This is a genomic window from Glutamicibacter arilaitensis (assembly GCF_044793945.1).
Taxonomy (GTDB): domain Bacteria; phylum Actinomycetota; class Actinomycetes; order Actinomycetales; family Micrococcaceae; genus Glutamicibacter; species Glutamicibacter arilaitensis_B.
On sequence record NZ_CP084994.1, the window covers coordinates 3451177 to 3476066 of the forward strand.

The window sequence follows — 24890 nt, forward strand, 5'->3', positions numbered from 1 at the left end:
TCTGCAACGAGACTACGCCGCTATCCGGATTCAGGCTGGCGGTTTGCCCTTAACTAAAGCCGAACAAGCTCAGTAAATCCGTGTGCTGCTACGGCGCGGTGACCCCATTCTTGGATCTGCATTTCACCGCAGTTCAGGATCAGGGCCACGCAGCCATTCCCCCATGCTAGAAGGACGGATGGCGCAATCCCTGTCAAGGAGCTGTGCTCACTGCCTATCGGCTGTCCGCACTGCCCCGCGAATTACGCGCTTGGGACAGCCCTGCTGGCACGTTTTAGTGCGCTTTGAGCCCCAGATCCTCGATGAGGATCTGCGCGCCGAGCTCCCCGATCAGAATCGCCGGCGCGTTGGTGTTGCCCGTAGTAATTTTCGGCATGATCGACGCATCGATCACCCGCAATCCAACCAGCCCGTTGAGCTTGAGCCGAGGGTCGACTACCGCCTTTTCATCGCTGCCCATCCGGCAGGTACCCACCTGATGATGGTAGGTGACCACGTTATTACGAATGTATGCTTCAAGCTCCGCATCGCTTTGCACCTGCGGCCCCGGGTAAACCTCCACGGCGCCCCAATCCTCGGCCAGCGCCCGCTGCTTCACAATATCGCGGCACTGCTTGATGGAGAACAAGAAGGACTGCATGTCTTGCGGATCGTCAAGGGCGTTCAGATCAATGACTACCGGGTCTTCGAGGTTCGGCCCACTCAGAGTCACGGTGCCTCGGCTGGCAGGCGTGACGATCCCCGAATGAAGGGTCAGCGCCGTTCCGTCAATTTCTACCATCCCCGGTGAATACATGGGTACCGAGAAGAAGATCGGCTGGGTGTCCGGTACTTCCAGCTCTGCCCGCGATTTGGCGAACATATGGCTCTGCGAGACTGAGACTCCGGTGCGCGGCGGGTCAATATCACGCGTAGTGGTTTGGGCAATGACCGGTGCGAGTAGGTGATCATGCAGGTTCTTTCCCACCTGCGGCGATTCCAGAACCGGTTTCACTCCTACCGCTTCGAGCTCTTCGCCCGGGCCGATGCCCGAACGCAGCAGGATCTGCGGAGAACCGAGCGCCCCTGCACTCAGTACCACTTCATCGGCTCGAAGCTCTTTGAGTTCGCCGTCTTGCTGGTAGCGAATACCAACGGCGGCACCGTCCTGGACGATTACCGAGTGCACCTCGGCGTTGGTGATGATCTCCAGCTTTTCGCGCACCGGCTTCAAATACGCCTTCCAAGTATTGATGCGCTGCCCATCAACGATATTGACTTGCTCCTTGGAGACGCCTTCAATCTCTTCCCCGTTGTAATCAGGATTGAATTTAACTCCCGACTGCACGGCAGCCTCAATAATCGACTGCTGGATCGGTTCCAATTCATAGTTGTTGACTACCGGGAGCAAGCCATCGGTGCCATGAAATTCGCTCGGGCCATCGGAGTAGTTCTCAATGGACTTATAGATTGGCAGGACATTGCGCCAAGACCATTGCTCTCCGCATTCTCTTGCCCAACCGTCAAAATCCTGCGGCGCGCAGCGCACCCAGATGGTCGCGTTGAGCGCGTGGGATCCGCCGAGCACCTTGCCGCGCGGTAGGTGCATTGGCTTGTTTGCCGCGCCCTGCATGGGAGCCGTGTGGTAATCCCAGTCATCTGGGCTGTGCCACAGTTCGCCCATGCGGGAAAGGTCGTGAATCGCCGGGTTGGCGTCTTCTCCCCCGGCTTCGAACAGTGTCACCTTGGCGCCAGCGTCAACCAGCCGTCGAGCCACGACGGATCCTGCAGAACCCGCTCCAACTACAATGACAGATTTACCGTTCATGATCTCTCCTCTTTCCCTGCGCAAGACGGATCTACGGTGACCCGGATCATGCACGCCGTGTTCTCCAAGTCTGCGTCGCGGGCTCGGCGCTGTCCTTGGCATTGCGTGCAGCGACCTTGTCTATGCGCGCAAAGCGCGAGAGTTTGAGCCGTTCACAGAAATCAAGTGATGGAATCCGTGGATAATTCACACGCCAGCGTCAGAGGAGCGGTTGGCCAGGCTCAGCGGCGGATTCTCGCGGAGCGCAACTCGTCGATGCGCACCAACACCACGCCCAGCACGATCAGCAGTCCGCCGAAAAGTTGGATCGGCCCGGGCAGCTCGGAGAGCAGGAGCCACGCCCAGATCACCGCGAAGAGCACCTCCGTCAAGGAAATGAAGGAGGCTACCTTGGAGCCAAGGGCCCGGGCGGCCATCACTCCGGTGGTGTAGGAGAATACCGTGGCGATCAAGATCAAACCCAGCAAGGCAACCCACCACGGAACTTGCACTCCAGCGAAGGACCCACTGCCAAATTCGGCGCGCATCGGCAGGATGCCGAACAGACCCACCAGCGCCAACGAGAGAGCCCCGACCAGCATTCCCCCGGCCGACAGGATAATCGGCGGCAAAGCACCATCAACCCGGGCGCTGACGAAGAAATACACGGTCAAGCCGACTGCGGCCCCCAGCCCCCACAGAATTCCGATGGGGTCCAAAGAAGAGGTTCCGCTAAGATCCAGCACTGCAATCAAGCCGGCGAGGGCAAGCAAGGTGCCGCCGATCGTCGCGACCGAGGGACGCTTCTTGTGCCGCATCCAGAGCACCAGCACGATCAACACCGGCGCCAAATATTCAAGGAGCAGAGCCACCCCCACGTCGAGGCGTTCAACCGCCAGGAAATAACACAGCTGGCAGGCGCCGACCCCGAAGAACCCGAACAGCAGAATCGAGACCCAGTTGGTGCGCAGCAAGGTCCAGCGCCCACGCATCGCCAGGAGTGCTGGGATTGCGAGCACCAATGCGGCCCCTGCCATGCGGACCGCCACCGCTGCTGCCGGGGTCCAGCCGGCCTCGAATAGCCCCTTGGCGAATGAGCCGGACAGCCCGAAAGCAGCCGAGGAAGCCAAAGCAATCCAGATCCCGGCTAGCTGTCCGTGGGGACGTGCTGAACTCAGCATTGATGCCGGAGGAACTGGTGACTTCTGGGGTTGCGACATGTGCTGGTAGGCCTTTGCTACGAATGCTCTTAAACGACATGCGGTATCTAAACACGAAGGTGATTCAGGAGCAAAAGATTATATGATCATGACAATACGGATTCGCTTGAACTCGCGTCAATCCACGAACATCCCGGGAATCATTTATGACCTTTGCACCAGATATTGAAGCGTCGCTGCGCACCATTGTGAACCTATTAAATACCGAGGTTTCTTTCATCGACTTGCTTTCCACGGTGCCGGATCTAGATGAGTTCTTGCGCACCGAAAATTTCAGTGGCCTCCATGCCCAAGACCAGTCAGAGCTGCGTTCCATCCGCCAGCTACGCGCCCAGCTCAAAGGTATCTGGACCACCGATGAGGATGACGCGGTCTTCAAAGTCAATCAGATACTGCGCAATGTCAATGCCCAGCCCCAGCTGATCAAGAACGAAAAATGGGGTTACCACCTGCACGCGACCACTACCAGGGCTCCGCTCTACGACCGCATGGCGGTGGATGCAGCTATGGCTTTGGCCGAGGTGATCCGGTCCGGCGGGCGGGAACGCTTACGCATCTGCGCTTCTACCGATTGCGGCTCGGCCCTGCTGGACCTGTCGCGTAACCGTTCGAAGTTATATTGCGACACCGGGAACTGCGCCAACCGTGAGCATGTTCGTGCCTACAGGGCGCGAAAAGCGAAAACTGGATCCTAAATAGGTCGCGTTATTCACCGCTTCGACCCTAAGATGATTGGATAACAGGAGCATCCTGTCGTTGCAGTCGAAAGGCCAGATCATGACCGGTGAAGCACACGCATCCGAAGAATATGAGGCACGCCTTGAAGCCAGCGAGGATTCCCCGCTGAAGGCAGCCGGCCGGTGGGCCGCAGCTATCGCCTCCGCTACGCTCGGCGACGCAGAGTTTGAAGCGCGCGGCGCCGAGGTAGTCGTTCATTCCTTGAAAAATGATGCAATTCTATTGCGCATGCAAACCTCCAACCTTGAAGAAGCCGAACGCTTGATCGTTCAGATTCGCAAGGATCTAGAGGAGTTGAGCACCGCTGAGTTCGTTGAAGAGTGGGGTCAAGGAAATACGGGAGGCGGAAGACACCTCGCGGGGTAGGTCAAGCTCTTAGCGCTCGACCAGCACACCGTCCGCGTCGGCGTACACCATGGCGCCGGGGCGGATGGTGACCGCGTCAATTTCGATGCTCAGATCACTGAATCCGCCACCGCGTTTCACGGTCTTGCGTGGGTTGCTCCCCAACGCCTTGATGCCAAGATCCATCTTTGCCAGCTCAACGCGGTCCCGCACCGCACCGTTGATGATGACTCCGGCCCAGCCGTTGTCCACCGCGGCTTGGGCGATCATGTCTCCCATAAGTGCAAAACGCAGCGATCCGCCGCCATCTACCACCAGCACCTGGCCTTCACCCGGGGTGTTCAAGACAGACTTAATCAGTACATTGTCTTCAAAACACTTGATTGTTTTTGCAGGTCCCGAGAAGCTTTCGCGCGCGCCGAATGATTGGAACTGCAGTGAAATCGACTGGATCTGCTCTTCGAATTCGTCGTAGAGATCCGCTGTGCTGATCGCTTCTTGCTGCATGGCTGCTCCTGGGCTGTGAGGTCTTGAGAGTTGTTCAACTCACAGCCTAACTCGGAGCAGAATTATTTCGACTTTAGTGTCTCGCGATATGAATCGGTGTGCAGCGCACCCAAGCGAGAATGCTTGCGTCCGTAGCTGAGATACACGATAAATCCGACAACCATCCAGATGCCAAAGACTGCCCAGGTATTCGTGCCGAGGTTGAACATCAGGAACAAGCACGCGGCGATTCCGAGGATCGGGGTCAGCGGGTAGAAGGGCACCTTGAAGGTACGTGGTGCATCTGGTTGGGTCCGGCGCAGGAAGATGACCGCTACCCCCACCAGAGCGAAGGCGAAGAGTGTTCCGATGCTCGTGGCCTCGGCCAGTTCGCCCAAGGGGATCAGCGAGGCGGTAATCGCCACGGCGCTACCGACGATGAGCGTACCGATGACCGGGGTGTGGGTCCTTGGGGAGACCTTGGCAAAAGCCTTCGGCACCAGTCCGTCGCGTCCCATGGTCAGCAGGATGCGTGTCTGGCCGTAGAGGGTGGTTAGCACCACCGAGATGATGGCGATCACCGAGGCCAGAGCGAAGAGCAGCACCAGCCAGCGTTGCCCGGTCACCTCGGAAACGATCATCACCAGGGCCGCTTGGGCACTTTCAAACCACTGCCAGTTACGTGCGCCTACCGCGGCCACTGCCACCAACACGTACACGGTGGTCACCAAAACCATGGAGATGATTATTGAGCGCGGCATATCGCGTTGCGGGTTCTTCGCTTCTTCACCGGCGGTAGACGCGGCGTCAAAGCCGATGTAGGAGAAGAACACCATCGAAGCGGCGGCGCTCACTCCGGCTGCACCCATCGGAAGCAGCGGGGCGAAGTTCCCCGCGTCAAAGGCGGTGAATGCGACGATGGAGAAGAACACCAGGATGGCGATCTTGACCATCACCATTGCGGTGTTCGCCAGGGCCGATTCGCGGGCACCTCGGGCCAAGAGCAGGGTAGCTAGGATCACCGTGATGAGTGCCGGCAGGTTGATGACGCCGCCGTCTACCGGACCACTGGCCAGAGACGCTGGAAGGTTCAGGCCGAAGATCTCCAGCGTCTGGTTCACATATGCGCCAGCGCCTACGGCCACCGCAGCTGCGGAGACCGCGTATTCAAGGATCAGGCACCAACCGCAGATCCAGGCCACTCCTTCTCCCATGGTGGCGTAGGAATAGGAATAACTGGAACCGGACACCGGGACCATTCCGGCCATTTCAGCGTAAGAGACCGCCGAGAGAAGCGCGGTGACGCCAGCGAGCACGAACGCGATCCAGATGGCCGGACCTGCCACAGGCACCGAATCGCCAAGGATCACCAGGATGCCGGTACCCAGCGTCGCACCTACTGAGATCATGGTCAGCTGCAGCACCCCGAAGCTGCGCTTGAGCTGCCCCAGACCGGCGTTGTCTGCCGCCTCGGTCGTCATGGAGTGGATTGATTTACGTCGAATCAGCTGCTCGCCCAGTGGGGTGTGGCTGCTTCTCGACGTCTGTTTCGTGTTGTTCACGTGTCAATCCTTGAAAATGGCGTTCTTTTTCGGTGCGGTGCGTTGGCCGCCAAGCTAACGACAACGCGCTGGGTCCGCCGTGAAGGTGGACCCAGCGCGTTGTCGACGCGGGATTCTAGTCTTCGAACTTATTGTTCGGTTTGGCCGAGGACCGGTTCACACCAGTTCCCTTGCCCAGCTCAGAGTCGTTTTCCTTGCCTGCCATGGTGAGCACCGAAATGATCAGTAAGCTGGCGACGAAGGCCACCCCGAAGCAGACCAGCCCAATGTCAAAACGAATTGGGTTTTGCGAGCCTCCGGTCGAGGAGATCATGCCGACCACTCCGGCTACGATAGCCAGCAACAGTGAGAAGCTCAGTGGGCCTTTAATTGACTGGCTCCACGGTTGCTTCTTCTGCGAGTTGTTTCCCACCAGGAACTCCGTTTCTACTTTTCCCGTTGACCTAAAAGTATTAGTTGTTTTCGATTTCGGTCTCCGCCAGCGCCTTAGCGTCGTGGCGATGGCCGAACGCGGCGATCAGTTCAAAGACCGCGAAGATTATGGTGCCGCCGCCGATGAGGCCAAACATGCCGTGAGCATCCAGCGACGTGCCGAAGAGCAGGGCAATGGCCAGTATCATCGAAACCGCGGCGGTGATCAGTTGGTTGCGGAACGGCGGGAACTGCGCACGGAGTTTCACAAATACGTAGAGTTCGACCACGCCGGTGACGAAAAACGCGAAGGCCGCAAGATAGGCAACCCACATGGGGGTGGTGGCGAACACGCTAGCGATGCCTGCCAGCAGCATTAGTCCAGCACCTAGCGCGTAGGCCCCGCGGGACTTCTCCGGAGCGGACGGCACGGTGACGTACTGCCACATGAAGACACCGGTCACCACCAGCAGCGCGCCGGTCGCGTAGGACAGCACGGTCTGATCCGCGTTGATCCAGAATATCGAGATGAGCGAGTAGACCAAGGCGCCGAGTCCGCGCAGGAATACTGGGCGGAAGACGTCTTGGGCTTGGGCTGGGGTGGTTTTTGGTGCTGGCACACCCCCATTCTACCGGCGATAGAACAAAGATTCAGCCGAGTCAAAGCTAAGTCACATTTAGCAGGTGCGTCCGCGGGCTAACCACGGCGGCGGAACAGGCTGTCATTAGGCTCGGCAACCATTGCCACGCCCATCAGCTGCATGGCAACATCTACGTCCTTGTCCAGCAATTCGATGGCACGGCTCGCGGTCCGGCTGACGTTCGCCGCGCTGTGAGGCAACGATGCTCACTGCCCTAGGCGCATCCACGCGTCGCCGCGGGCTCGCAGCCCCAGGGTGATGGCACGCGCCAGCATGTAGCCGATGGCGAAGACCACCCAGATCCACAAGATCGCCGCCTGCGGTCCAACAGCGAAGTGCTGCACCGCCCACAACATGGGCAGATAGGCGAGCAGGTTGATGGTTCCTGCAATGCCCAGATACTTCGCATCCCCGGCGCCAATCAACACGCCATCCAGGACAAATACCAACCCGCACAAGGGCTGGGAGAGCGCCAAGATCCACAACCCGATGGTGGTCAGACGGTGAACCTCGGTGTCCGGAGTAAACATCATCGGGAACACCCATGAGGTGGCAAGCAGCAACAGCCCGGTGAATATTCCAAAGTAAATCCCCCACCGGCTCATGATCCCGGTGAGCTGGCGAACCTGGGATGCGTCCCCTGCGCCGAGTTCCTTGCCAATGAGCGCTTGGGCCGCAATGGCCAAGGCATCCAGAGCAAAGGCCAGGAAGGAAAAGATGGTGAAGACCAGCTGGTGCGCCGCCAGCGTCAGCTCTCCTGCGTTGGTTGCCACGACCACCGTCAGCAGCAATGCCACGCGCATGGTCAGGTTTCGCAACATGAGCCATGAACCAACCTGGCCGGTGGAAATGAAACCCGCCCAGCTTGGACGCAGGTGGATCTTTGCCTTCCGGATACGCGGTACGAGCATCCATAAATACACCAGAGCCATCAGCCATTGAGCGATCGAGGTTCCCAAGGCGGCACCTGCCACGGACATATGCAACCCGTACACCAACATAAAGTTCAGCACGATATTCAGGCCGAATCCCGCAGTGGCGACCACCAGCGGCGTTTTGGTATCCTGCATTCCGCGCAGCACACCGGTTGCTGCGAGGACCAGCAGCATGGCGGTGAGCCCGGGCATTGAATACTGGATGTAGTCCACCGCAAATTCGAGGGTCTGCCCTTCTCCGCCCATCAGCTTCACCAGCGGCTTGGCAAAAATGAATCCCGCCACCGACAAGACGATGCCCAAAGCCACCGCAAACCACATACCGTCACGTCCGGCGGCCATGGCGCGTGCCTGCTGCCCTGCACCTAAAGCGCGCGCGACCGCAGGAGTGGTCGCGTAGGCCAGGAAGATCATCAGGCCCACCGCGGTATGCAGCACGGTGGTGCCAAGGGCCGCCCCAGCGAGCTCAGCAACACCTAGGTGTCCCACGATGGCCGAATCGGCCATCAAAAATAGTGGCTCGGCGATCAATGCCCCCAAAGCGGGAACTGCCAGCACCAGGATCTGCTTGGCTAGCGTTGGGGAGGTTGTCCGAGACTTTTCTGCATTCACAAGTCCTACTCTACGAACTGACTGAGGCCAACGGCGATTCCCCCGCTGACACCAAAGACTTCACCCTGCGTTTACCTGTGCTTAGCCTTGCAACTAAGCAGTCGCATTCCCGAGATGAAATACTTCTGCTATGACCTCATCCCCCAGCGCAGCGCCCGCCGACCAACGTCCAGCTGGGTCGGTCGGCGAGGTTTTCGCGGCTTTCCTCAAACTGGGACTCACTTCCTTTGGAGGTCCCACCGCCCACCTGGGATTCTTCCGTGAAGAATTCGTGGTCAAAAGAAAATGGCTAAGCGAAAGCGCCTACGCGGATGTCGTAGCCCTCTGCCAGTTTTTGCCCGGACCAGCTTCGAGCCAGGTCGGCATGGCATTGGGCTTGCAACGCTCCGGTGCCTTGGGATTGCTCGCCGCGTGGGCCGCGTTCACCCTGCCCTCGGCGATCCTGCTGGTGTTATTCGCTCTGGCGGCGGACAGCCTCGATTCGCTGATCGGGGATGGGTGGATCATCGGGCTCAAAGCCGCTACCGTCGCGGTGGTAGCGCATGCAGTTCTGGGGATGGCAAAGACCCTCGCTCCTGACGCGCCGCGCGCAACTCTAGCGGTGGCGGCGATGGCCTTGGTGCTGCTATTTCCTTCCCCTGTCATCCAAGTCGCCGTGATCCTCGGCGCGGGACTGATCGGCCTGCTATGGCTTCGCAACAGCGCCGAAGGACCGGAACGGACCGATTTTAGCTTCGCCCGTCATTCCCGGCGCAGCGCCTTGGCTTGCTTAGCCATCTTTGCAATTCTGCTGATCGGGTTGCCGGTGGCCGCCGCAGTATTCGATCACGGCGCCCTGCGACTGATCGAGATCTTCTACAGCACCGGCGCGCTGGTCTTCGGCGGTGGCCACGTAGTGCTGCCAATGCTCGAAACACAAACGGTGGGCGCTGGACTCATAGAGCATGACGCATTCCTCGCCGGATATGCTGCGGCCCAAGCCGTGCCGGGACCCCTGTTCACTTTCGCCGCATATCTAGGAGTGGTCTTCCAGCCAGGGCCAAGCGGAGTGCTCGGAGCGGCAATTGCATTGGTTGCGATCTTCGTGCCCTCGGCCTTGCTGGTCGCGGCCGCGCTTCCGTTCTGGCAACGCCTACGCCATTCGAGTACGGCGCGGCGGGCATTGCTCGGGGTTAATGCTGCAGTGGTGGGGCTTTTGGCCGCCGCGCTCTACTCCCCAGTGTTCCTGCAAGGCGCGTCCACCGTCCCTACTCTGGTTCTCGCGGCGCTCGGATTCGTGGCTCTGCACTCCTGGAAAACTCCGCCATGGATACTGGTGATCTCCAGCGCCGTGATTGGGTGGGTTTTGTTCTGACCCTGTGCAGCAACGGATAACCCGGTTAGGCTGGGACACCCCCGCGCCCTTTTCCGGAGGTAAATCTATGCAACTGATCGATTGGCAGTGTGCTGCCTGCGCCGTTGAGTTCGAGCCGGCGGCCGAACCACCAGAATTCTGCCCCATCTGTGTCGACGAACGCCAGTATGTACCGAATGGAATTCAGCGCTGGACTCACCGCGCCGAACTTTTGGATGCAGGGCATGAAATCCAAATCCATGAGCTGGAACCCGGGCTTACCTCCTTTAGTTCCCCCGAGATCGGAATCGGCCAAAGTGCTCTGCTCGTGCAGACAAGAAACGGAAACCTGCTCTTCGAGGTGCCCGGATTGCTCGACCAACGGACCTTCGAAGCGATCGGCGAGCGCGGCGGAGTGCAAGGGATCGTAGCCAGCCACCCGCATATGTATGGCGTGCAATCCGCCTATAGCAGCGCCTTCAATCAGGCACCCATCTATGTTGCGGCGGCCGACCAGAACTGGGTTCAACGCAGCAGCCCGAATATTAAGCTCTGGTCCGAACCTTTCGAACCATTTCCCGGGATCCGGCTCGAGCAGATCGGTGGCCATTTCCCCGGAAGCACCGTGGCTCTCTGGGAAGAGGGGGCCTCGGCGCAGGGGGTTCTTCTGGCTGGGGACGGGGTGTTTCCCGTGGCAGATGGGAATGTCACTTTCCTGCGCAGCTATCCCAACCGGATCCCGCTCTCCGGGCCCGTAGTGCGACGCATAGCTGCCCAGCTGGCCACCATGAGTTTCGAGCGGCTCTACAACAACTTTGCCAGCGTCGTGCCCGAGCGGGCGGGCGAGATCGTTGCGTTCTCTGCCGGCCGCTACGCGGCTTGGGCCAGCGGCAGCAACGATTCGATGACCTGAGCTACAGCAGCAGGCGCACCAGCGGTGTCGCGATCAGGATGGTCAGCGCGACGCGGATGAACCAGATGATGACCATATCGCGCAGACGCAGCGGAATGCTGGTGGCCAGCAGGCACGGAACCAGCGCGGAGAAGAAGATGATCGCCGAGACGCACACGATGGCGACCACCATGCGCAGCTCGATCGACTCATGCCCGGCGGCCAGCGTTGCGGGCAGGAACATCTCGGCAATACCCGTGGCCGAGGCCTTGCCGACCAGCAGCGGATCTTCCAGGCCGACCACCCAGGCGAATGGCACGAACAGGTAGCCCAGCCAGTCAAAAATCGGGGTGTAGCGGGCCAGCAGCAGCCCGGCGAGCCCGACGGAGAGAATCGAGGGCAGAATGGCCATGGCCATCTTCAGCCCGTCCCAGATGTTGTCGCGCATATTCTTGCCGAAGCTCGGGGCTCGGCCCACCGCGGCGAGCGCTTCCTTCCAGGCGGTGGCCATCCGCCGTCCGGAGATCTTTTGCTCCGCAAGGTGCTCGACGCCCAGATAAGTCTCATCCTTGATTCTGCTCAGCGGCGGGATGCGCACGGTGATCGCGGTGACGGCGAAGGTGACCGCCAGGGCAAGCCAGAAGTACAGGCTCCAGTGCTCCATCAGGTCCAGCGCCTTGGCCACGATGATCATGAAGCTTGCGGAGACCGTGGAGAAGCCGGTGGCAATAATGGCTGCTTCGCGCCCGGTATAGCGCCCGCCGCGGTACATCCTGTCAGTGATCAGCAAGCCCAGCGAGTAGCTGCCCACGAAGGAGGCAACCGCGTCCACCGCGGAGCGTCCGGGGGTGCGCCACAGCGGGCGCATCACTGGCTGGCAGAGCACGCCCAAGAATTCCATAAGTCCGTAGCCCACCAGCAGCGCTAGGAAGATCGCGCCAATGGGAACGATCAGCCCCACCGGGATGACTAGCTTGTTGAGCAGGAATGGACCCATGCTCTCCTCGGTCAGCCACCCCGGTCCCCCGCCGAAGATCAGCACCGCGCCCACCGCGAGTCCCACCACGTTGGCGAAGGCAAAAGCCATCCGCAGCTTCGAAGCTTTCCAGCCGCCGTTGCTGAAGGGCAGGATGGTTCCCGCCAGCAGCAGCGCCAGGATGTAGAACGGCACCGCGGGCCCCAGCGAATTGCGGATAAAGGTCACCAGATGATCAAGGGGTATCGTGCTCGTGCCGTTGAGCGTAATCGGCACAAAAAACATGATGATGCCGATGAGGCTGAAGACGATGAACTTGGTGACGTGGGAGAACCGTGCGGGTTGCGTTGTCACTGATTCTGATGTCATGGCGGACCTATTTCTCATTGGCAGGAGGGCTGCGCGCAGCTACCTCGGGTCAAGTATCAATAACACCCGATCCGCACCTAGCTATGTGACCCGCAACTCACCAATTGTCCGAAACCTCAGACTTTGAAGCCAGGAGTCGAACCAATACGCCAAAAGGCCCAAGGGCCGTCCCTTTCTGGGCAGTCCTTGGACCTCTTGAATTGCGCAGATTCTTAGCGCTTACGCGCCAAAACCCGTGCCAGAACTTCTTCCTCGGCCTGTGGGCCTGGCTTGATGCCGCCCGGAACCTTGACGAAGAACAAAGCGCCGAGCAACCACCAGGCGCCGAAGATCAGCCACGGTTCCCAGCTCAGCGAGGCAGGCATGCCAGGCATGTAGAGCAAGAACAATGCAGCGGTCAGCAGCGCCGAAGCGTATCCAATGATCTCGCCTCCGCGCCCCTTGCCCGCTACACGGAGCGGACGGTCCATCTTCGGCTCCCGGCGACGCAAGATCAGGAAGGTCACCGAGACCAGGAAGTAGGCGATGATGATGCTTGGTGCGCCCGAGTCAACTAGCCAACCGAGCATCTCTGCACCGAAGAACGGCGCCAGCAAGGACAGCCCGCCAATGAACATCAAAGCATTCGCTGGGGTCTGGTACTTAGGGTGCAGCTTGCCAAACCAGGCAGGGAGCATGCCACCGCGTGCCATGGAGTAGACCAGACGCGAGGCACCCAACAGCAGGGAGTTCCACGAGGTCAAAATGCCTGCGAGACCACCGGCAATGAGGACCTTGGCCATGAATTCGGAGTTGAACAGCGCACCGAAGGCGTCTGCGGTTGCGATGTCTGCACCGGCCAGCTGGGCGGCGGGCATGGCTGAGGCGGTAGTCAAGACCACCATCACGTACCAAAGGGTTGCAAGCACCACGGAGATTACCACCAGCTTGCCGATCTGCTTGGCCGGGATCTTCACTTCTTCGGCCGACTGCGGGATCACATCGAAGCCGATGAACAGGAATGGTACGGCGACCAGCACAGCGAAGAAGCCGCTCATGCCCGGAGTGAAGAATGGTTCCATATTCTCGCCCGAGCCGCCGGTGACCGAACCGAAGATCATCAGCAGGCCGATGGCCATCAGGAACAGCACAGTGAAGGTCTGTACGACACCAGCTTGTTTCACGCCGCGAATATTGATCCAGGTCACGAGTAAGCCCGCAGCGACGCCTACCAGCGCCCAGGTGAGATTCACTTCGAATCCTGCCACGGTCCACAGCGGAATCTTGCTCATGCCCGGGAAGATGTATTCAACGGTGCGTGGGAAGGCCACCGCTTCGAAGGCAACGATGGTTACGTAACCACCGATAATCGCCCACGAACCGATGAATGAGGGCCGCGCGCCAAGCGCGCGAAGGATGAAGTTGTGCTCTCCGCCGGCTTTGGGCATCGCCGCGGTGAGCTCGGCATAGGTCAACCCGACGATGGCCATAATGGCACCACCGGCGAGCATTGCGCACACGGCGCCCATGGTGCCGGCGTTATCGAGCCAGCCTCCGGTGAGCACTACCCAGCCGAAACCGATCATGGCGCCAAAGCCTAGGGCCAGTGCGTCCCAGTTGCCCAGAGTCTTGGCCAGGGTGGTTGGTGAGGCCGAAGAATCGGCGACATCTCTACTCATGTTGTACTTCCGTCTCGGTGTCTCGAAATTAAGTCCACTAGCTATTGTCCGGCCCATCACAGACCGGTATTCCTCAGCTCACAAAATCACGATAATACTAAACGGTGAACGGTTCATTAAGCACGATAAAAGGTTATTCGATGTTACGGATCACTTCTTTTGTTTCAATGGAAAGGCAAAGATGACGGCCACCACCTGCAATAGCGCCACGCACAAAACCACCGTGGGCCAGCCAAAGTGCATGAAAGGAATACCAATAAGCCATCCAAGCAGCGAAGAACCCACATAATAGAAGAGGTTGTAGAGGCTCGCTGCTTGGGCGCGAGTGGCGGGTGCAAGCAGCGGAACCCAACCACTGGCCACCGCATGAGCGGCAAAGAAACCAGCGGTGAAGATAATCATCCCCGCTATGATCACCACCAGGGTTCCGGACAAGGTCAGCAACAGGCCAGACATGCTGAGGACCGTGCTCAGCAGCAATGCCCCACGTCGGCCAATTTTGGCGATCAAGCGCCCGCTAGCCACGGCAGACCATGTTCCGGATAGGTAGGCGATGAATACTAGGGAAGCCAGGGAAGCTGGGACCAAAAACGGCGGTGCTTCCAACCGGAAAGCCAGGTAGTTATAGACGGCGACAAAGCCACCCATCAGCAAGAAGCCCTGCAGGTACAGCAGTGGCATGCGTCCGCCGAACGCCCGTTTGAATTTGCCCAGGATGGGTCGCAAGCCGCGTTGCTCGGTCGGGATGAATCCGAGCGCTGCAGGGGCCTTGAGCAGAAAGAACAGGGTACCCAGGGCCGCCATCACACTGACCGCCGCGACGCCCCAGCGCCATCCCGCCGGTTCCCCCACCCAGCTGGCCACCAAGCGCCCGGCCAACCCGCCAAGGGTGGTGCCGGATATGTAAGTACCGCTGGCCAGGGCGACCGCTCGAGGGGTCAGTTCGTCGGCAAGGTAGGCCAGGGCACTACCCGGAACACCTGCAAGCGCAATGCCTTCGAGGAAGCGGATCACGATCAACGGTTCGAAACCCGTCATCATGGAGCTGGTCAGGCCTAGGACCACCGAGGAGAGCAGCGCAATCGCGATTACCCGCCTCCTCCCAATGCGGTCAGAAATGATGGCCCAGGGAGTGACCGCGAGCGCCAGACCCAAGGTGGCCGCGGAAACCGTCAATGCTGCCTGAGATGAACTGATGTTCAGCTCTTGGGCAATACTTGGCAGAAGCCCTTGCACCGAATAAAGCTGGGAGAAGGTGGCAACGCCGCTGGCGAAAAGCGCCAGCAGCATGCCACGATAGGGAACCGAATGCGGTTCGTGCCCGGTAAAGCTCAACCTAGACGCCGGTCGGAAGCAGCGGGTAGACCAAGTAGAGCATGAGCAGGGCCATGGCGTTGTTGATGAAATGCAGCAGGTAGGCGTAAGCCAGCGACTTGCCCGAAAGGATGTAGGCCAGGGACATCAGAATTCCGAGCATCAGGTACGGCAGGACCTGGACGATCGAGGCGATTCCGCCGCCATTGAGGAAGTGGATTCCGGCGAAAATCAGCGTGGAAATGAGCGCGCACACCCAGATATTGAGCTTGCGTGAAAGCTTGCCGATCAGCAGGTGGCGGAAGAGGTACTCTTCGACAAAGGGGCCGAAGACCGCGGTGACGACGAACATCACCGGGAGCGGGACGGCGGTGGTCATGCCCTGCAGGGCTTCCTGGTTTGCGCTGATCTGCGGCCCGCCGAAGATCGTTGTCACGATGGCGGAGAAGATGATTGTCAGCAGCCATCCACCGGGAAGCATCAGCCATTTGGCCCACGGGTAGTACTTCATGGTTTTGAAGGAGTCGAAGAAGTGCGCTCCGCACTGGACCATGGCCAGGATGAAGAAGCTGGTGTAGAGAATCAGGTTGATTCCAAAGAGTGCTTGCTCTTCGGTTTCGAAGGCCGTGAAGTAACCCGGGATCAGCCCAATGAGTGCCGCTCCACCAAGGACGAAGAACACAATGTATGAACCCACCGTCCACCAGTCACCGCGGGTCATCGCTCCGGGGTCGAAGACCCGTTGCTTGCGGCGTGGCAGGAAATACTGCTGTGGGTAGGGCGGGGGCTGCTGCATGTACCTAGACTATCGATTGAGCGCACCACCCCTTGCATCCATAGCCTGGGTTCGTCGTTGAATCCTATGAAAAGCGACTCAATATGCCCGCAAACGACACCGGCTGAGCCCAGCAAATTCTGCTGCGCTCAGCCGGTGAAGCTCAAGGAGCTACTTCGCTGCCTCGGCGGTCACCAGATCGGAGAAGATCTTCGAGTAGCTCAGACCGGCAATGGCCGCACCGACCAGCGGCGCGAGGATGAACAACCAAACCTGGCCGAGCGCTTCCGGTCCGGCGAACCAGGCAACACCCAAGGACCGAGCCGGGTTGACCGAGGTATTGGTGATTGGGATGGAGATCAGGTGAATCAGGGTCAAAGACAGACCGATGGAAACCCCGGCGAAACCTGCCGGCGCGCGCCGATCGGTTGAACCCAGAATGACGTACAGAAAGATCGCGGTCAGCACGATTTCGGCAACCAGAGCCGAAACCAGCGAGTAGCCATCTGGTGATCGGTCGGCATAACCATTCGAGGCAAAGCCCGACTCGACCGCGTTGAATCCATCTTTCCCGGAGGCAATGGCGAAGAGCACGGCACCGGCCGCCGAGGCGGCGATGACCTGGGTGATCATGTAGGAAGGAACTGCCTTCCATTCCACACGCTTGGCGAGCGCGGCGCCCAAGGTGACCGCTGGGTTGAAGTGTCCGCCGGAAATATGGCCAACCGCGTAGACCATGACCAAAACGGTCAGTCCGAAGGCAAGCGCTACTCCGAGGAAACCGATACCCATATTGACGGTCTCGCCGTCGAGAACCTGAGCGGCGAAGATGGCCGAACCGCAACCGCCGAAGACCAGTACGAAGGTACCGAGGAACTCTGCGGTCAACCGCGAGCTCAGGGTGGGTGATGATGACTGTGACATGTTCATCTCTTTCTAGAAGGATTTGCCGCCAGATAGCCACAGTCTATGCTTTGGTCTGCGCAAATTATAGAAACATTTGACAAAAAATCGACGAATCGTTCCGGTGCACCAGCAGAATTCGGAAATACGGTGCCGCGGGTTCTTGTGCTGGGCACAACAAGTGCAAGGGACGGTGCCAAGTGGAAGTGCTATGAACCGATCGAAAAGTGCGCACAACGTTATGAGGAATGGCTGCGAAGACTTAGCCCTTGTCGCCCATAATTCCTCGGTATAGGTTGATAACCCACGTTCCTCTTCGCTGCGAAGGCAACCACATGTCATTTCAGGCCTATCTCGATACGATTGAAACCAAGACAGGGCTCACCCCACGGCAGCTGTTAGCACAGGCTACTGATCGTGGATTCGGTTCCGCCACCAAAGCGACTCCAATAATCCAGTGGCTCAAGGAAGAACATGGTTTGGGGCGTGGCCATGCCATGGCTATGGTTCATGTGATCACCAAAGGTACGCAAATCAGCGACAAACATGTTGGTAGCGGCACAGTCCACGCAGATGCCAGTAATACTTTGTGGCTAGATGGCAAAGCTACCAATCCAAACGCCGCCAAATGAACTCGTTCTCCCCCAACGCTCTGGAGCCCCTCGGCAAGTCGAAGGGCTTCAGCGCGAGCTTTCACTTGAAGTGAAGCTAAGGCAGAAATCTAGATTCGCGGAGCCGAAATATACCTTCGCAGTCTTTACCAGTACGAGACCAGCCAAGCTGGTACTAATCCACCAGCTTCAGCCCGGTGTTATCTGCTGAATCCTGCCACGCCTAGAATCCCGGCGTCGTAGTCCATGACCTGTGCAGTGGAATCTCGGTCATCGCTGAACACCGAGGCAAGTCCCGCCATCGGATCCGATCCTCTCCTCCTACGGGAACGTATTGCGCGGCATTCTCGATGTCGCTGCGACTTTCAGTGTGCGCGGAGATGCGTCGGAGGAATGCTGGCGACCCATCGAAGAAATTCAGCCTGGTTTCGACGACTCGGTCGGGTTTGAGAACACCCGCATGAGCCATCCGGATGTGAACGTGGTGAATATAAACCGCGGAAATACGGCCTGAATTCCTGACCGGAACATCGACTAAGATCGCTGTGCGCAAAGCCCGGAAGTGATAGTAACAAGATTCCTTACTATCACTTTCTAGGAAAGTGATAGTAAGATATTTCTTGCTATCACTTTGGAGGAACGTCATGGCTGATTCCCGAAACGCATCTGCTTCATTCGACTTCCCTCCCATGAAGTACGAAAACCATTTCTGGAAACCCGCAAATCCGCATATCTTCTCCAATGCTGAAGTTCGGCGGCAAACAGGCTCCTACACCTCCGCGTTGCCAGCGCAAATCGCCAATTGGTATCCCCAGCCAGATTCGTTAGTGATCACCGGGCTTGAAGAAGCCATACATGCTCTCCAGGATTTTGACGTCTACTCACTGCTGAGACTTGGCACTGAAAACCCTGAGCTCGGACCCATGTCCAGCGTTTTGCTCCGGACCGAGAGCTCCTCCAGTAGCCAGATCGAGCAGCTCACCACAACGGCTCGCCAACTCGCGCTGGCGGAGATCGATGAAGGCGATAAAGTCAACGCTCGAACAGTTGTTGGAAATGTCCACGCAATGGAATCTGCGCTCTCCCTTGCCAATCAGATCAGTTTGAAGAGCATTCTCTCTATGCATCAAAATTTGATGAATCAACAAATTGGCATGGAAGCCGAAGCGGGCAAGCTTAGGAGAGAACTCGTCTGGATCGGGGGAACAGACAACGCAGGACCCCGCGGTGCCAGCTTTGTTGCACCGAGCCATGAACTGATTCGTGACGCAGTCGAAGACCTAGTTGCATTCATTTCACGCACCGACTTACCTGCCATCGTCCAAGCAGCAATCGCACACGCTCAGTTCGAAACGATCCATCCATTCGTGGACGGCAACGGGCGTACAGGCCGGGCTCTGGTCCACTCGATACTGCGTCACCGACGAATTTCTCAATACACCACGGCACCAATCTCCGCGGGAATCCTCCGTGATACCGCTGGCTATTTTGAAGCGCTGGAAGCATTCCGTGCCGGAGACGCGGCCCCGATCATCCAGAACTTCATCAATGCTTCAATCTTTGCGGCTAGCACTGGTAAGGATCTGATCGACTCAATGGCTGCACAGCTCGATGACTCCGCTACAAAGCTGGTTGGCCTGCGCTCAAGCTCCGCAGCGTGGAGGATACTGCCACGCTTGATCTCCCAGCCTGTAGTCAATGCCCGATATCTTAAAGAACAGCTCGGATTGGGCGACGCTGCCATCCACCGTGCGCTCGGTGTATTGACTGAACGCGGTGTGCTGGTCGAGAAGTCCGGACGAAGCAGGAACCGTATTTGGCAGCACGTTGGGGTGCTGAAAATACTAGATGAATATGCGAAGTCTCTGCGACGGACAGCGGGAACCGCCTAGACTTGCCGCAGGCTCTGGGCAGCGGGTGGTCACCCACCTTGCGCCGCTCGAATTATTGCTCGCCTCGAATTCCTCGAGCCAACAGGCAATAAATCCCTATGGCCAAACCAAAAAGCCATGCCGCGACAGCTGGGATTAGCTCCCTTCCGCCGCGGCATGACTCGTGCCTAGCTGGCACTAGTTTATTTCGTTGCCCTCTTGTGGCGCGGGGGCACCAGCAACCGGTATGCCACCGGTGACCGGCACGGCTGAGGTATCCGGATTCGCATCCACGTCCTCGGCCGGTCCGGCAAACTGCGACTGGTACAGGTTGTAGTAGGCGCCCTGAGTGGCCAATAGCTCCTCGTGGTTGCCCTGCTCCACAATCTGGCCCGCTTCCATCACCAAGATGGTGTCCGCGTCGCGAATCGTGGACAGGCGGTGCGCAATCACGAAGCTGGTTCGGTCGCTGCGCAACGCGGCCATAGCGCGCTGCACCAGCACCTCAGTACGCGTATCCACCGAGCTGGTTGCCTCGTCGAGGATCAGCAACGACGGATTGGCCACGAACGCGCGGGCAATGGTGATCAGCTGCTTCTCACCGGCGGAGACGTTAGTGCCCTCTTCGTCAATGAGCGTGTCGTAGCCGTCAGGCAGGGCACGCACGAAGCGGTCCACGAAGGTCGCCTTCGCGGCCTCGATGACTTCCTCATCCGTGGCATCCAGGCGGCCATAGCGGATATTTTCCATAATGGATCCGCCGAACAGCCACGCATCCTGCAGCACCATGCCGACCTTCGAGCGAAGGTCAGCACGGGACAGGTGCGTGATGTTCACGTTGTCCAGCATGATCCGTCCGGAGTTCAGCTCGTAGAATCGCATCACCAGGTTCACCAGCGTGGTCTTGCCCGCGCCGGTGGGACCGACGATGGCCACCGTGTGCCCCGGGTCCGCATCGAAGGATAGTTTCTCGATCAGCGGCTGCTCCGGGTTGTAGGAGAAGCTCACGTTCTCGAAGGAAACGTGTCCGTCGGTACGTGCCGGCAGTTCCTGCTTTGCATCCTCAGGTTCCTGCTCATCAGCGTCTAGCAGTTCGAAAGTTCGCTCGGCCGAGGCGACGCCGGATTGCAGCATATTTGCCACGCCGGCAATCTGTCCCAGCGGCTGAGTGAACTCACGAGAGTACTGGATGAATGCGGTGGCATCGCCCAGGCTCATCGAGCCGGAAGCCACGCGCAGTCCGCCGACTACCGCGATGCCCACGTAGGACAGGTAGGAAACGAAGTTCATCACCGGCATGATCATGCCCGAGACGAACTGCGCACCGAAGCTTGCCTTGTACAACTCTTCGTTGCGCGTGGTGAAGCGCTCAACCATGTCATCCTCGCGGCCGAAGACCTTCATGAGCTCATGGCCGGAGAAGGATTCTTCGATCTGTCCGTTGAGCGCACCGGTGTTCTTCCACTGCGCGGTGAACAGCTTCTGCGCCTTGGAACCGATAATGCCTGCACCGACGCCCGAAAGCGGTAGCGCAACCAAAGCAATCAGCGCCAACTGCCAGGAGACCACGAACATCATGATCACGATGCCGATAACGGTCATCAGTGCCTGGACCAGCTGGCTCAGCGCCTGCTGCAAGGCGTTCTGGATGTTGTCCACGTCGTTGGTCACTCGGGAGAGGATATCCCCGCGCTGGCGGCTGTCGAAGTAGTTCAGTGGAAGTTTGTTGATCTTGTCTTCCACATCCTTGCGCAGGTTGTAGACCACCTTCATGACCAGCTTGTTCAGCAGCCAGCCCGAGACCCAGGAAAAGATCGAGGCCACGAAGTACATGGCCAACACGATCAAGATGTACTGCGAGAGCTGAGCGAAATCAATGCCCTGTCCGGGGACGAAATCCACTCGGGAGAGCATGTCTGCCTGGGAATCCTGCCCGGCATCGCGCATCCCCTGGATGACCTGCTCGGCGGTGGTTCCCGCCGGCAGCTGCATGTCCTTGCCGATCAGACCGGCAAAGATCACGTCCATGGCCCGGCCCAGGATCCTTGGTGCAATGACCGAGAGCACCACATACACGGTGATCAGAGCGAAGACTACACTCATGCCCACCTTGTAGGGGCCCATCAGGCCGATAAGCCGTTTGGCTGAAGGCCAGAAGTGCTCGGCCTTGCGTACCGGAGTTTCCTCCCAGCCTCCGGAGGCCGCAGCCACCTCGAACTCGTCTACCTCAGCGAGGTCCGCATCGATGTCGGCGAGCTTCTCGCTGCCTTTTTTCTTCGCTGCCACTTAGGCCACCTCCTCCGCACTGAGCTGGGATGAAACAATTTCTTGGTAGGTTTCCGAGGACTGAAGAAGTTCTTCGTGAGTGCCTCGGGCAACGATCGCTCCGTGCTCCAGCACCAAAATCTGGTCTGCACCGGTAATCGTTGAGACGCGCTGGGCAACGATAATGACCGCAGCGTCCTTGGTCGGTTCCTCCAATGCCGCGCGCAGCTTGGCATCGGTGCTCACGTCCAAGGCGGAGAAGGAATCGTCAAAGAGATAGGTGTTCGGTTTCGCTGCCAAGGCGCGGGCGATGCACAACCGCTGACGCTGGCCTCCGGAGACGTTGGTGCCGCCCTGGGAGATCCTGGAGTCGAGCTGCTCATCGCGCTCGGAGACGAAATCATCCGCCTGCGCAATGCGCAGTGCTTCCCAGAGTTCTTCTTCCGTGGCTTGCTGTGCGCCGAAGCGCAGGTTGCTTGCCACGGTTCCGGAGAACAGGTAGGGGCGCTGCGGAACGGCCGAAATATTCTCGGACAGAAGCTCGCGGCCAAGTTCGCGGACCGGGACGCCACCAATGAGCACTTCACCCTCGGTGGCGTCGTAGAGCCGCGGGATCAGGTTCAGCAAGGTGGTCTTGCCCGAGCCGGTGGAACCGATGATCGCGGTAGTCTGGCCGGGCTTGGCCAGGAATGAAACGTCAGAGAGCACCGGTGCGTCTGCGCCGGGGTAGCCGAAAGTGACATTGCGGAATTCAACGGTGCCCGGGGTGGGCAGTTCGATGCCGTTGTTCGCCGCGTCGACCATGCTCGGCTCGCTGTCCAGGACTTCACCGATGCGGTCTGCCGAAACCATTGCACGAGGAACCATCATTGCCATGAAGGTACCCATCATGACCGCCATCAGGATCTGCAGCAGGTACTGCAGGAATGCCGTCAGCGCACCGACTTCCACCTGTCCGCTGTCCACCCGATGCCCGCCAAACCACAGCACGGCTGCGGTGGAAAGGTGCAGGATCATCGAAATGGCGGGGAACATCAGCACAAACAGGTTGCCGACTTTGATTCCAAGGATGGTCAGTTCCTGGTTGGCATCTGCATAGCGATCGGTTTCGTGCTTCTCGCGCACGAATGCACGCACCACTCGGATGCCGGTGATCTGCTCGCGCAGCACACCGTTGATCCCATCGATGCGCTTCTGCATATCGCGGAACAGCGGCATCAGCTTGATGACCAGAATGCCTACGACGATAAGCACCAGGGGAACTGCCACCCAGACGAGCCAGGACAGTCCGGGATCTTCGCGGATGGCCATGACCACGCCACCAATGGACATGATTGGCGCGGTGATCATGAAGTTCAGCGCCATCAAGGTGAGCATCTGAACTTGCTGCACGTCGTTGGTGCCGCGCGTGATCAGCGTGGCAGCACCGAATTTGTTGACGTCTTGGGCGGAGAAGGTGGAGACCTTCTCAAACACCGACTGGCGGATATCGCGGCCGATACTCATCGAGGTCTTGGCCCCGAAGTACACGGCTCCGATCGCCGTGGCTACCTGCACCAAGGCGACCACGAGCATGATTCCACCGGTTCGCCAGATGAAGTCAACGTCGGCGTTGACCACACCGGTATCGATGATTTTGGCATTCAGGCTTGGAAGGTACAGCGTGGCTATTGTGGTGGCCAGCTGCAAGATCACTACGGCGGTTATCCAACCGGCGTAGGGTTTGCTGTGTCTGAGGATGAGCTTCAGAAGCATGAGGTTTTGTCCTTACTCCATCTGCACCGAAAACATCCTGCACCTTCGGATTAAAGGCAGGGTGTTTCGAGCGCGATTGTCAGTCTAACCCCCGCTACCGACGTTGACGATCATCCTTGCGATTGATTTTTGTCAATCATTGACTTGCCCCCGCATTTCCGCATGATTCCGGGCATGGTGGCGTTAATCGCAGAGCATGTACTTAACAACTCAACGCAGCCGGATGAGGCCCTCTGACTGCCAGGCGAGCTCGCTGAATCAACGCAGCCGAATAACTCCCATTGAAACTCCCCCTCGATAGCTTGCGCCGCTACTTCAAAGAGGTTGTTGATTCGCGAACTACGAGCTTGGTCTCCAGCTGAAAAGGGTGGGCAAATCTGCCCGGATCATCGGCTAACGCCAGCAGCCGCTCCACGGCAATCTGCCCCATGGAATCCAATGGCTGGCGCACCGTGGTCAACGGCGGAGACATCCACGAGGCGGCAGCGACATCGTCGAAGCCAACCACACTGAGCTTCTGGGGAATTCCAACACCCAGTTCCTCCGCCGCACGCAGCACGCCTAGTGCCACATCATCCGAAGCCGCAATGATCGCCGTCGGAGGGTTCTTTGCATGCAGCATTTTCAACGCTGCGGCACGCCCAGATTCAGGACTGAAGCTATCGCCCGCAATAAGGGATTCATCGACAGGAACGGAGGCTTCTTGCATTGCGGTGCGGAAGCCTTGCAATCTCTCCCCTGCCGGTACGGATTGACGCGAGCCTCTAGCGAATCCTATTCTTCGGTGGCCCAGAGCAAGCAGATGCTCGGTTGCCTGCTTTCCACCTTGCCAGTTGGTCGCCCCGATGGAGACCATATGCTCCGCATTGGGGGCGGAGGGGTCAATGACGATCACCGGCAACTCATGACTCCGGCACCAGCGGACCTTACTGTCTTCCAGGAAGGTCGTCACCAGAATCAACCCGGCCACACCGCTCTTCACCTGCTCGCGAAGCCAAGGCATCGACAGCACATCGTGTCCCCGGGCCTCCCCCTCGATGCAGGTATTCACCAGGTCCACTCCAGCACGCTTCGCAGCGCGGATCGCCCCATTCAGCACTGTTGCCGCATAAGGGCTGTTGAAGTGATCGAACACGATAACCACTTGCTTGCGTCCATTATTTGCTTTCGAACGGGGACGGGGCGCATATTCCATGTCTTCGGCAATTGCCGCAATTTTTCGACGCACGGATTCACTGACGTCCCCGCGATCATTAAGTGCCTTCGAAGCCGTAGACATTGACACGCCTGCAGCTGCGGCAACGTCCTGAAGGCGAATACCCACAGTGCCACCTCCTCATCATGCGTTCCGCCGAACGCTCAGCGCGCGACTCGCATCATCTGTGATGCACTGCATAATATATCGCAAATCTTCAAAGAAAACCTACGAAAC

General features: G+C 58.8%; 22 protein-coding genes. 6 read left to right on the plus strand and 16 right to left on the minus strand.

Translation table 11 applies throughout. From position 1 onward, the window contains the following. Positions 1 to 274 precede the first annotated feature (274 nt). Together LG294_RS16145 and LG294_RS16150 are read right to left on the minus strand one after the other, a co-directional pair. Positions 275 to 1807 (minus strand): GMC family oxidoreductase, encoded by a 1533-nt coding sequence (locus tag LG294_RS16145; RefSeq protein ID WP_404287521.1) that lies wholly within the window; start codon positions 1805 to 1807, stop codon positions 275 to 277. A 221-nt stretch (positions 1808 to 2028) separates the two neighbouring features. Then, a complete protein-coding gene (locus LG294_RS16150) occupies positions 2029 to 2967 on the minus strand; it encodes an EamA family transporter (RefSeq protein ID WP_404291808.1) in 939 nt (312 codons plus the stop codon). Between the two features lie 185 nt (positions 2968 to 3152). On the opposite strand from LG294_RS16150, the gene LG294_RS16155 reads away from it, so the two are divergent. Together LG294_RS16155 and LG294_RS16160 are read left to right on the plus strand one after the other, a co-directional pair. Then, the gene (locus LG294_RS16155) at positions 3153 to 3701 is read left to right on the plus strand and encodes a CGNR zinc finger domain-containing protein (RefSeq protein WP_404287523.1); all 549 of its coding nucleotides are present in this window, start codon (positions 3153 to 3155) and stop codon (positions 3699 to 3701) included. An 82-nt stretch (positions 3702 to 3783) separates the two neighbouring features. After that, on the plus strand, positions 3784 to 4110 hold the full coding sequence (locus tag LG294_RS16160; protein ID WP_404287525.1) for a hypothetical protein: 327 nt from the start codon (positions 3784 to 3786) through the stop codon (positions 4108 to 4110). 9 nt (positions 4111 to 4119) lie between these two features. Here LG294_RS16160 and rraA read toward each other — a convergent pair whose 3' ends face one another. The 6 genes from rraA to LG294_RS16190 form a co-directional block, all read right to left on the minus strand. After that, a complete protein-coding gene (gene rraA / locus LG294_RS16165) occupies positions 4120 to 4596 on the minus strand; it encodes a ribonuclease E activity regulator RraA (protein WP_404287527.1) in 477 nt (158 codons plus the stop codon). Positions 4597 to 4658: 62 nt separating this feature from the next. Further along, the gene (locus tag LG294_RS16170) at positions 4659 to 6056 is read right to left on the minus strand and encodes an amino acid permease (RefSeq protein WP_404291810.1); all 1398 of its coding nucleotides are present in this window, start codon (positions 6054 to 6056) and stop codon (positions 4659 to 4661) included. Between the two features lie 196 nt (positions 6057 to 6252). Then, positions 6253 to 6549, minus strand: a complete 297-nt coding sequence (locus tag LG294_RS16175) for a hypothetical protein (protein ID WP_404287529.1) — start codon at positions 6547 to 6549, stop codon at positions 6253 to 6255. A 40-nt stretch (positions 6550 to 6589) separates the two neighbouring features. Further along, on the minus strand, positions 6590 to 7168 hold the full coding sequence (locus tag LG294_RS16180) for a DUF308 domain-containing protein (protein ID WP_404287531.1): 579 nt from the start codon (positions 7166 to 7168) through the stop codon (positions 6590 to 6592). Positions 7169 to 7245: 77 nt separating this feature from the next. Then, complete coding sequence (locus LG294_RS16185) at positions 7246 to 7389, minus strand: hypothetical protein (protein ID WP_404287533.1); 144 nt, start codon at positions 7387 to 7389, stop codon at positions 7246 to 7248. A 6-nt stretch (positions 7390 to 7395) separates the two neighbouring features. After that, entirely contained in the window at positions 7396 to 8736 is a 1341-nt protein-coding gene (locus LG294_RS16190) for an MATE family efflux transporter (RefSeq protein ID WP_404287535.1), read from the minus strand. A gap of 130 nt (positions 8737 to 8866) precedes the next feature. Between LG294_RS16190 and chrA the strand changes: the two genes are divergently transcribed. Both chrA and LG294_RS16200 read left to right on the plus strand, forming a co-directional pair. Further along, positions 8867 to 10090 (plus strand): chromate efflux transporter, encoded by a 1224-nt coding sequence (chrA, locus tag LG294_RS16195; RefSeq protein WP_404287537.1) that lies wholly within the window; start codon positions 8867 to 8869, stop codon positions 10088 to 10090. Positions 10091 to 10157: 67 nt separating this feature from the next. After that, positions 10158 to 10982 (plus strand): hydrolase, encoded by an 825-nt coding sequence (locus LG294_RS16200; RefSeq protein ID WP_404287539.1) that lies wholly within the window; start codon positions 10158 to 10160, stop codon positions 10980 to 10982. Between the two features lies 1 nt (position 10983). Here LG294_RS16200 and LG294_RS16205 read toward each other — a convergent pair whose 3' ends face one another. The 5 genes from LG294_RS16205 to aqpZ form a co-directional block, all read right to left on the minus strand. Continuing rightward, positions 10984 to 12306, minus strand: coding sequence for a YjiH family protein (locus LG294_RS16205; RefSeq protein WP_404287541.1), 1323 nt, complete (start codon positions 12304 to 12306; stop codon positions 10984 to 10986). A 212-nt stretch (positions 12307 to 12518) separates the two neighbouring features. Beyond that, positions 12519 to 13964: an APC family permease gene (locus tag LG294_RS16210; RefSeq protein WP_404287543.1), complete on the minus strand. Its 1446-nt coding sequence runs from the start codon at positions 13962 to 13964 to the stop codon at positions 12519 to 12521. A gap of 150 nt (positions 13965 to 14114) precedes the next feature. Beyond that, positions 14115 to 15254, minus strand: a complete 1140-nt coding sequence (locus tag LG294_RS16215; RefSeq protein WP_404287545.1) for an MFS transporter — start codon at positions 15252 to 15254, stop codon at positions 14115 to 14117. A gap of 46 nt (positions 15255 to 15300) precedes the next feature. Beyond that, entirely contained in the window at positions 15301 to 16074 is a 774-nt protein-coding gene (locus LG294_RS16220) for a lysostaphin resistance A-like protein (protein ID WP_404287547.1), read from the minus strand. Positions 16075 to 16224: 150 nt separating this feature from the next. Continuing rightward, on the minus strand, positions 16225 to 16977 hold the full coding sequence (gene aqpZ / locus LG294_RS16225; RefSeq protein WP_404287549.1) for an aquaporin Z: 753 nt from the start codon (positions 16975 to 16977) through the stop codon (positions 16225 to 16227). A gap of 314 nt (positions 16978 to 17291) precedes the next feature. Between aqpZ and LG294_RS16230 the strand changes: the two genes are divergently transcribed. Both LG294_RS16230 and LG294_RS16235 read left to right on the plus strand, forming a co-directional pair. After that, a complete protein-coding gene (locus LG294_RS16230; RefSeq protein WP_404287551.1) occupies positions 17292 to 17588 on the plus strand; it encodes a DUF4287 domain-containing protein in 297 nt (98 codons plus the stop codon). A 623-nt stretch (positions 17589 to 18211) separates the two neighbouring features. After that, positions 18212 to 19459 carry a Fic family protein gene (locus LG294_RS16235; RefSeq protein ID WP_404287553.1) on the plus strand — a complete coding sequence of 416 codons (1248 nt, stop codon included), beginning with the start codon at positions 18212 to 18214 and terminating at the stop codon, positions 19457 to 19459. 177 nt (positions 19460 to 19636) lie between these two features. Here the strand turns inward: LG294_RS16235 and LG294_RS16240 are convergent, their stop codons facing one another. The 3 genes from LG294_RS16240 to LG294_RS16250 all read right to left on the minus strand — a co-directional run bounded on the left by LG294_RS16240 (position 19637) and on the right by LG294_RS16250 (position 24782). Next, on the minus strand, positions 19637 to 21724 hold the full coding sequence (locus LG294_RS16240; RefSeq protein WP_404287555.1) for an ABC transporter ATP-binding protein: 2088 nt from the start codon (positions 21722 to 21724) through the stop codon (positions 19637 to 19639). Beyond that, positions 21725 to 23458: an ABC transporter ATP-binding protein gene (locus LG294_RS16245; protein WP_404287557.1), complete on the minus strand. Its 1734-nt coding sequence runs from the start codon at positions 23456 to 23458 to the stop codon at positions 21725 to 21727. A gap of 310 nt (positions 23459 to 23768) precedes the next feature. Continuing rightward, entirely contained in the window at positions 23769 to 24782 is a 1014-nt protein-coding gene (locus tag LG294_RS16250; RefSeq protein WP_404287559.1) for a LacI family DNA-binding transcriptional regulator, read from the minus strand. Between the last annotated feature and the right edge of the window lie 108 nt (positions 24783 to 24890).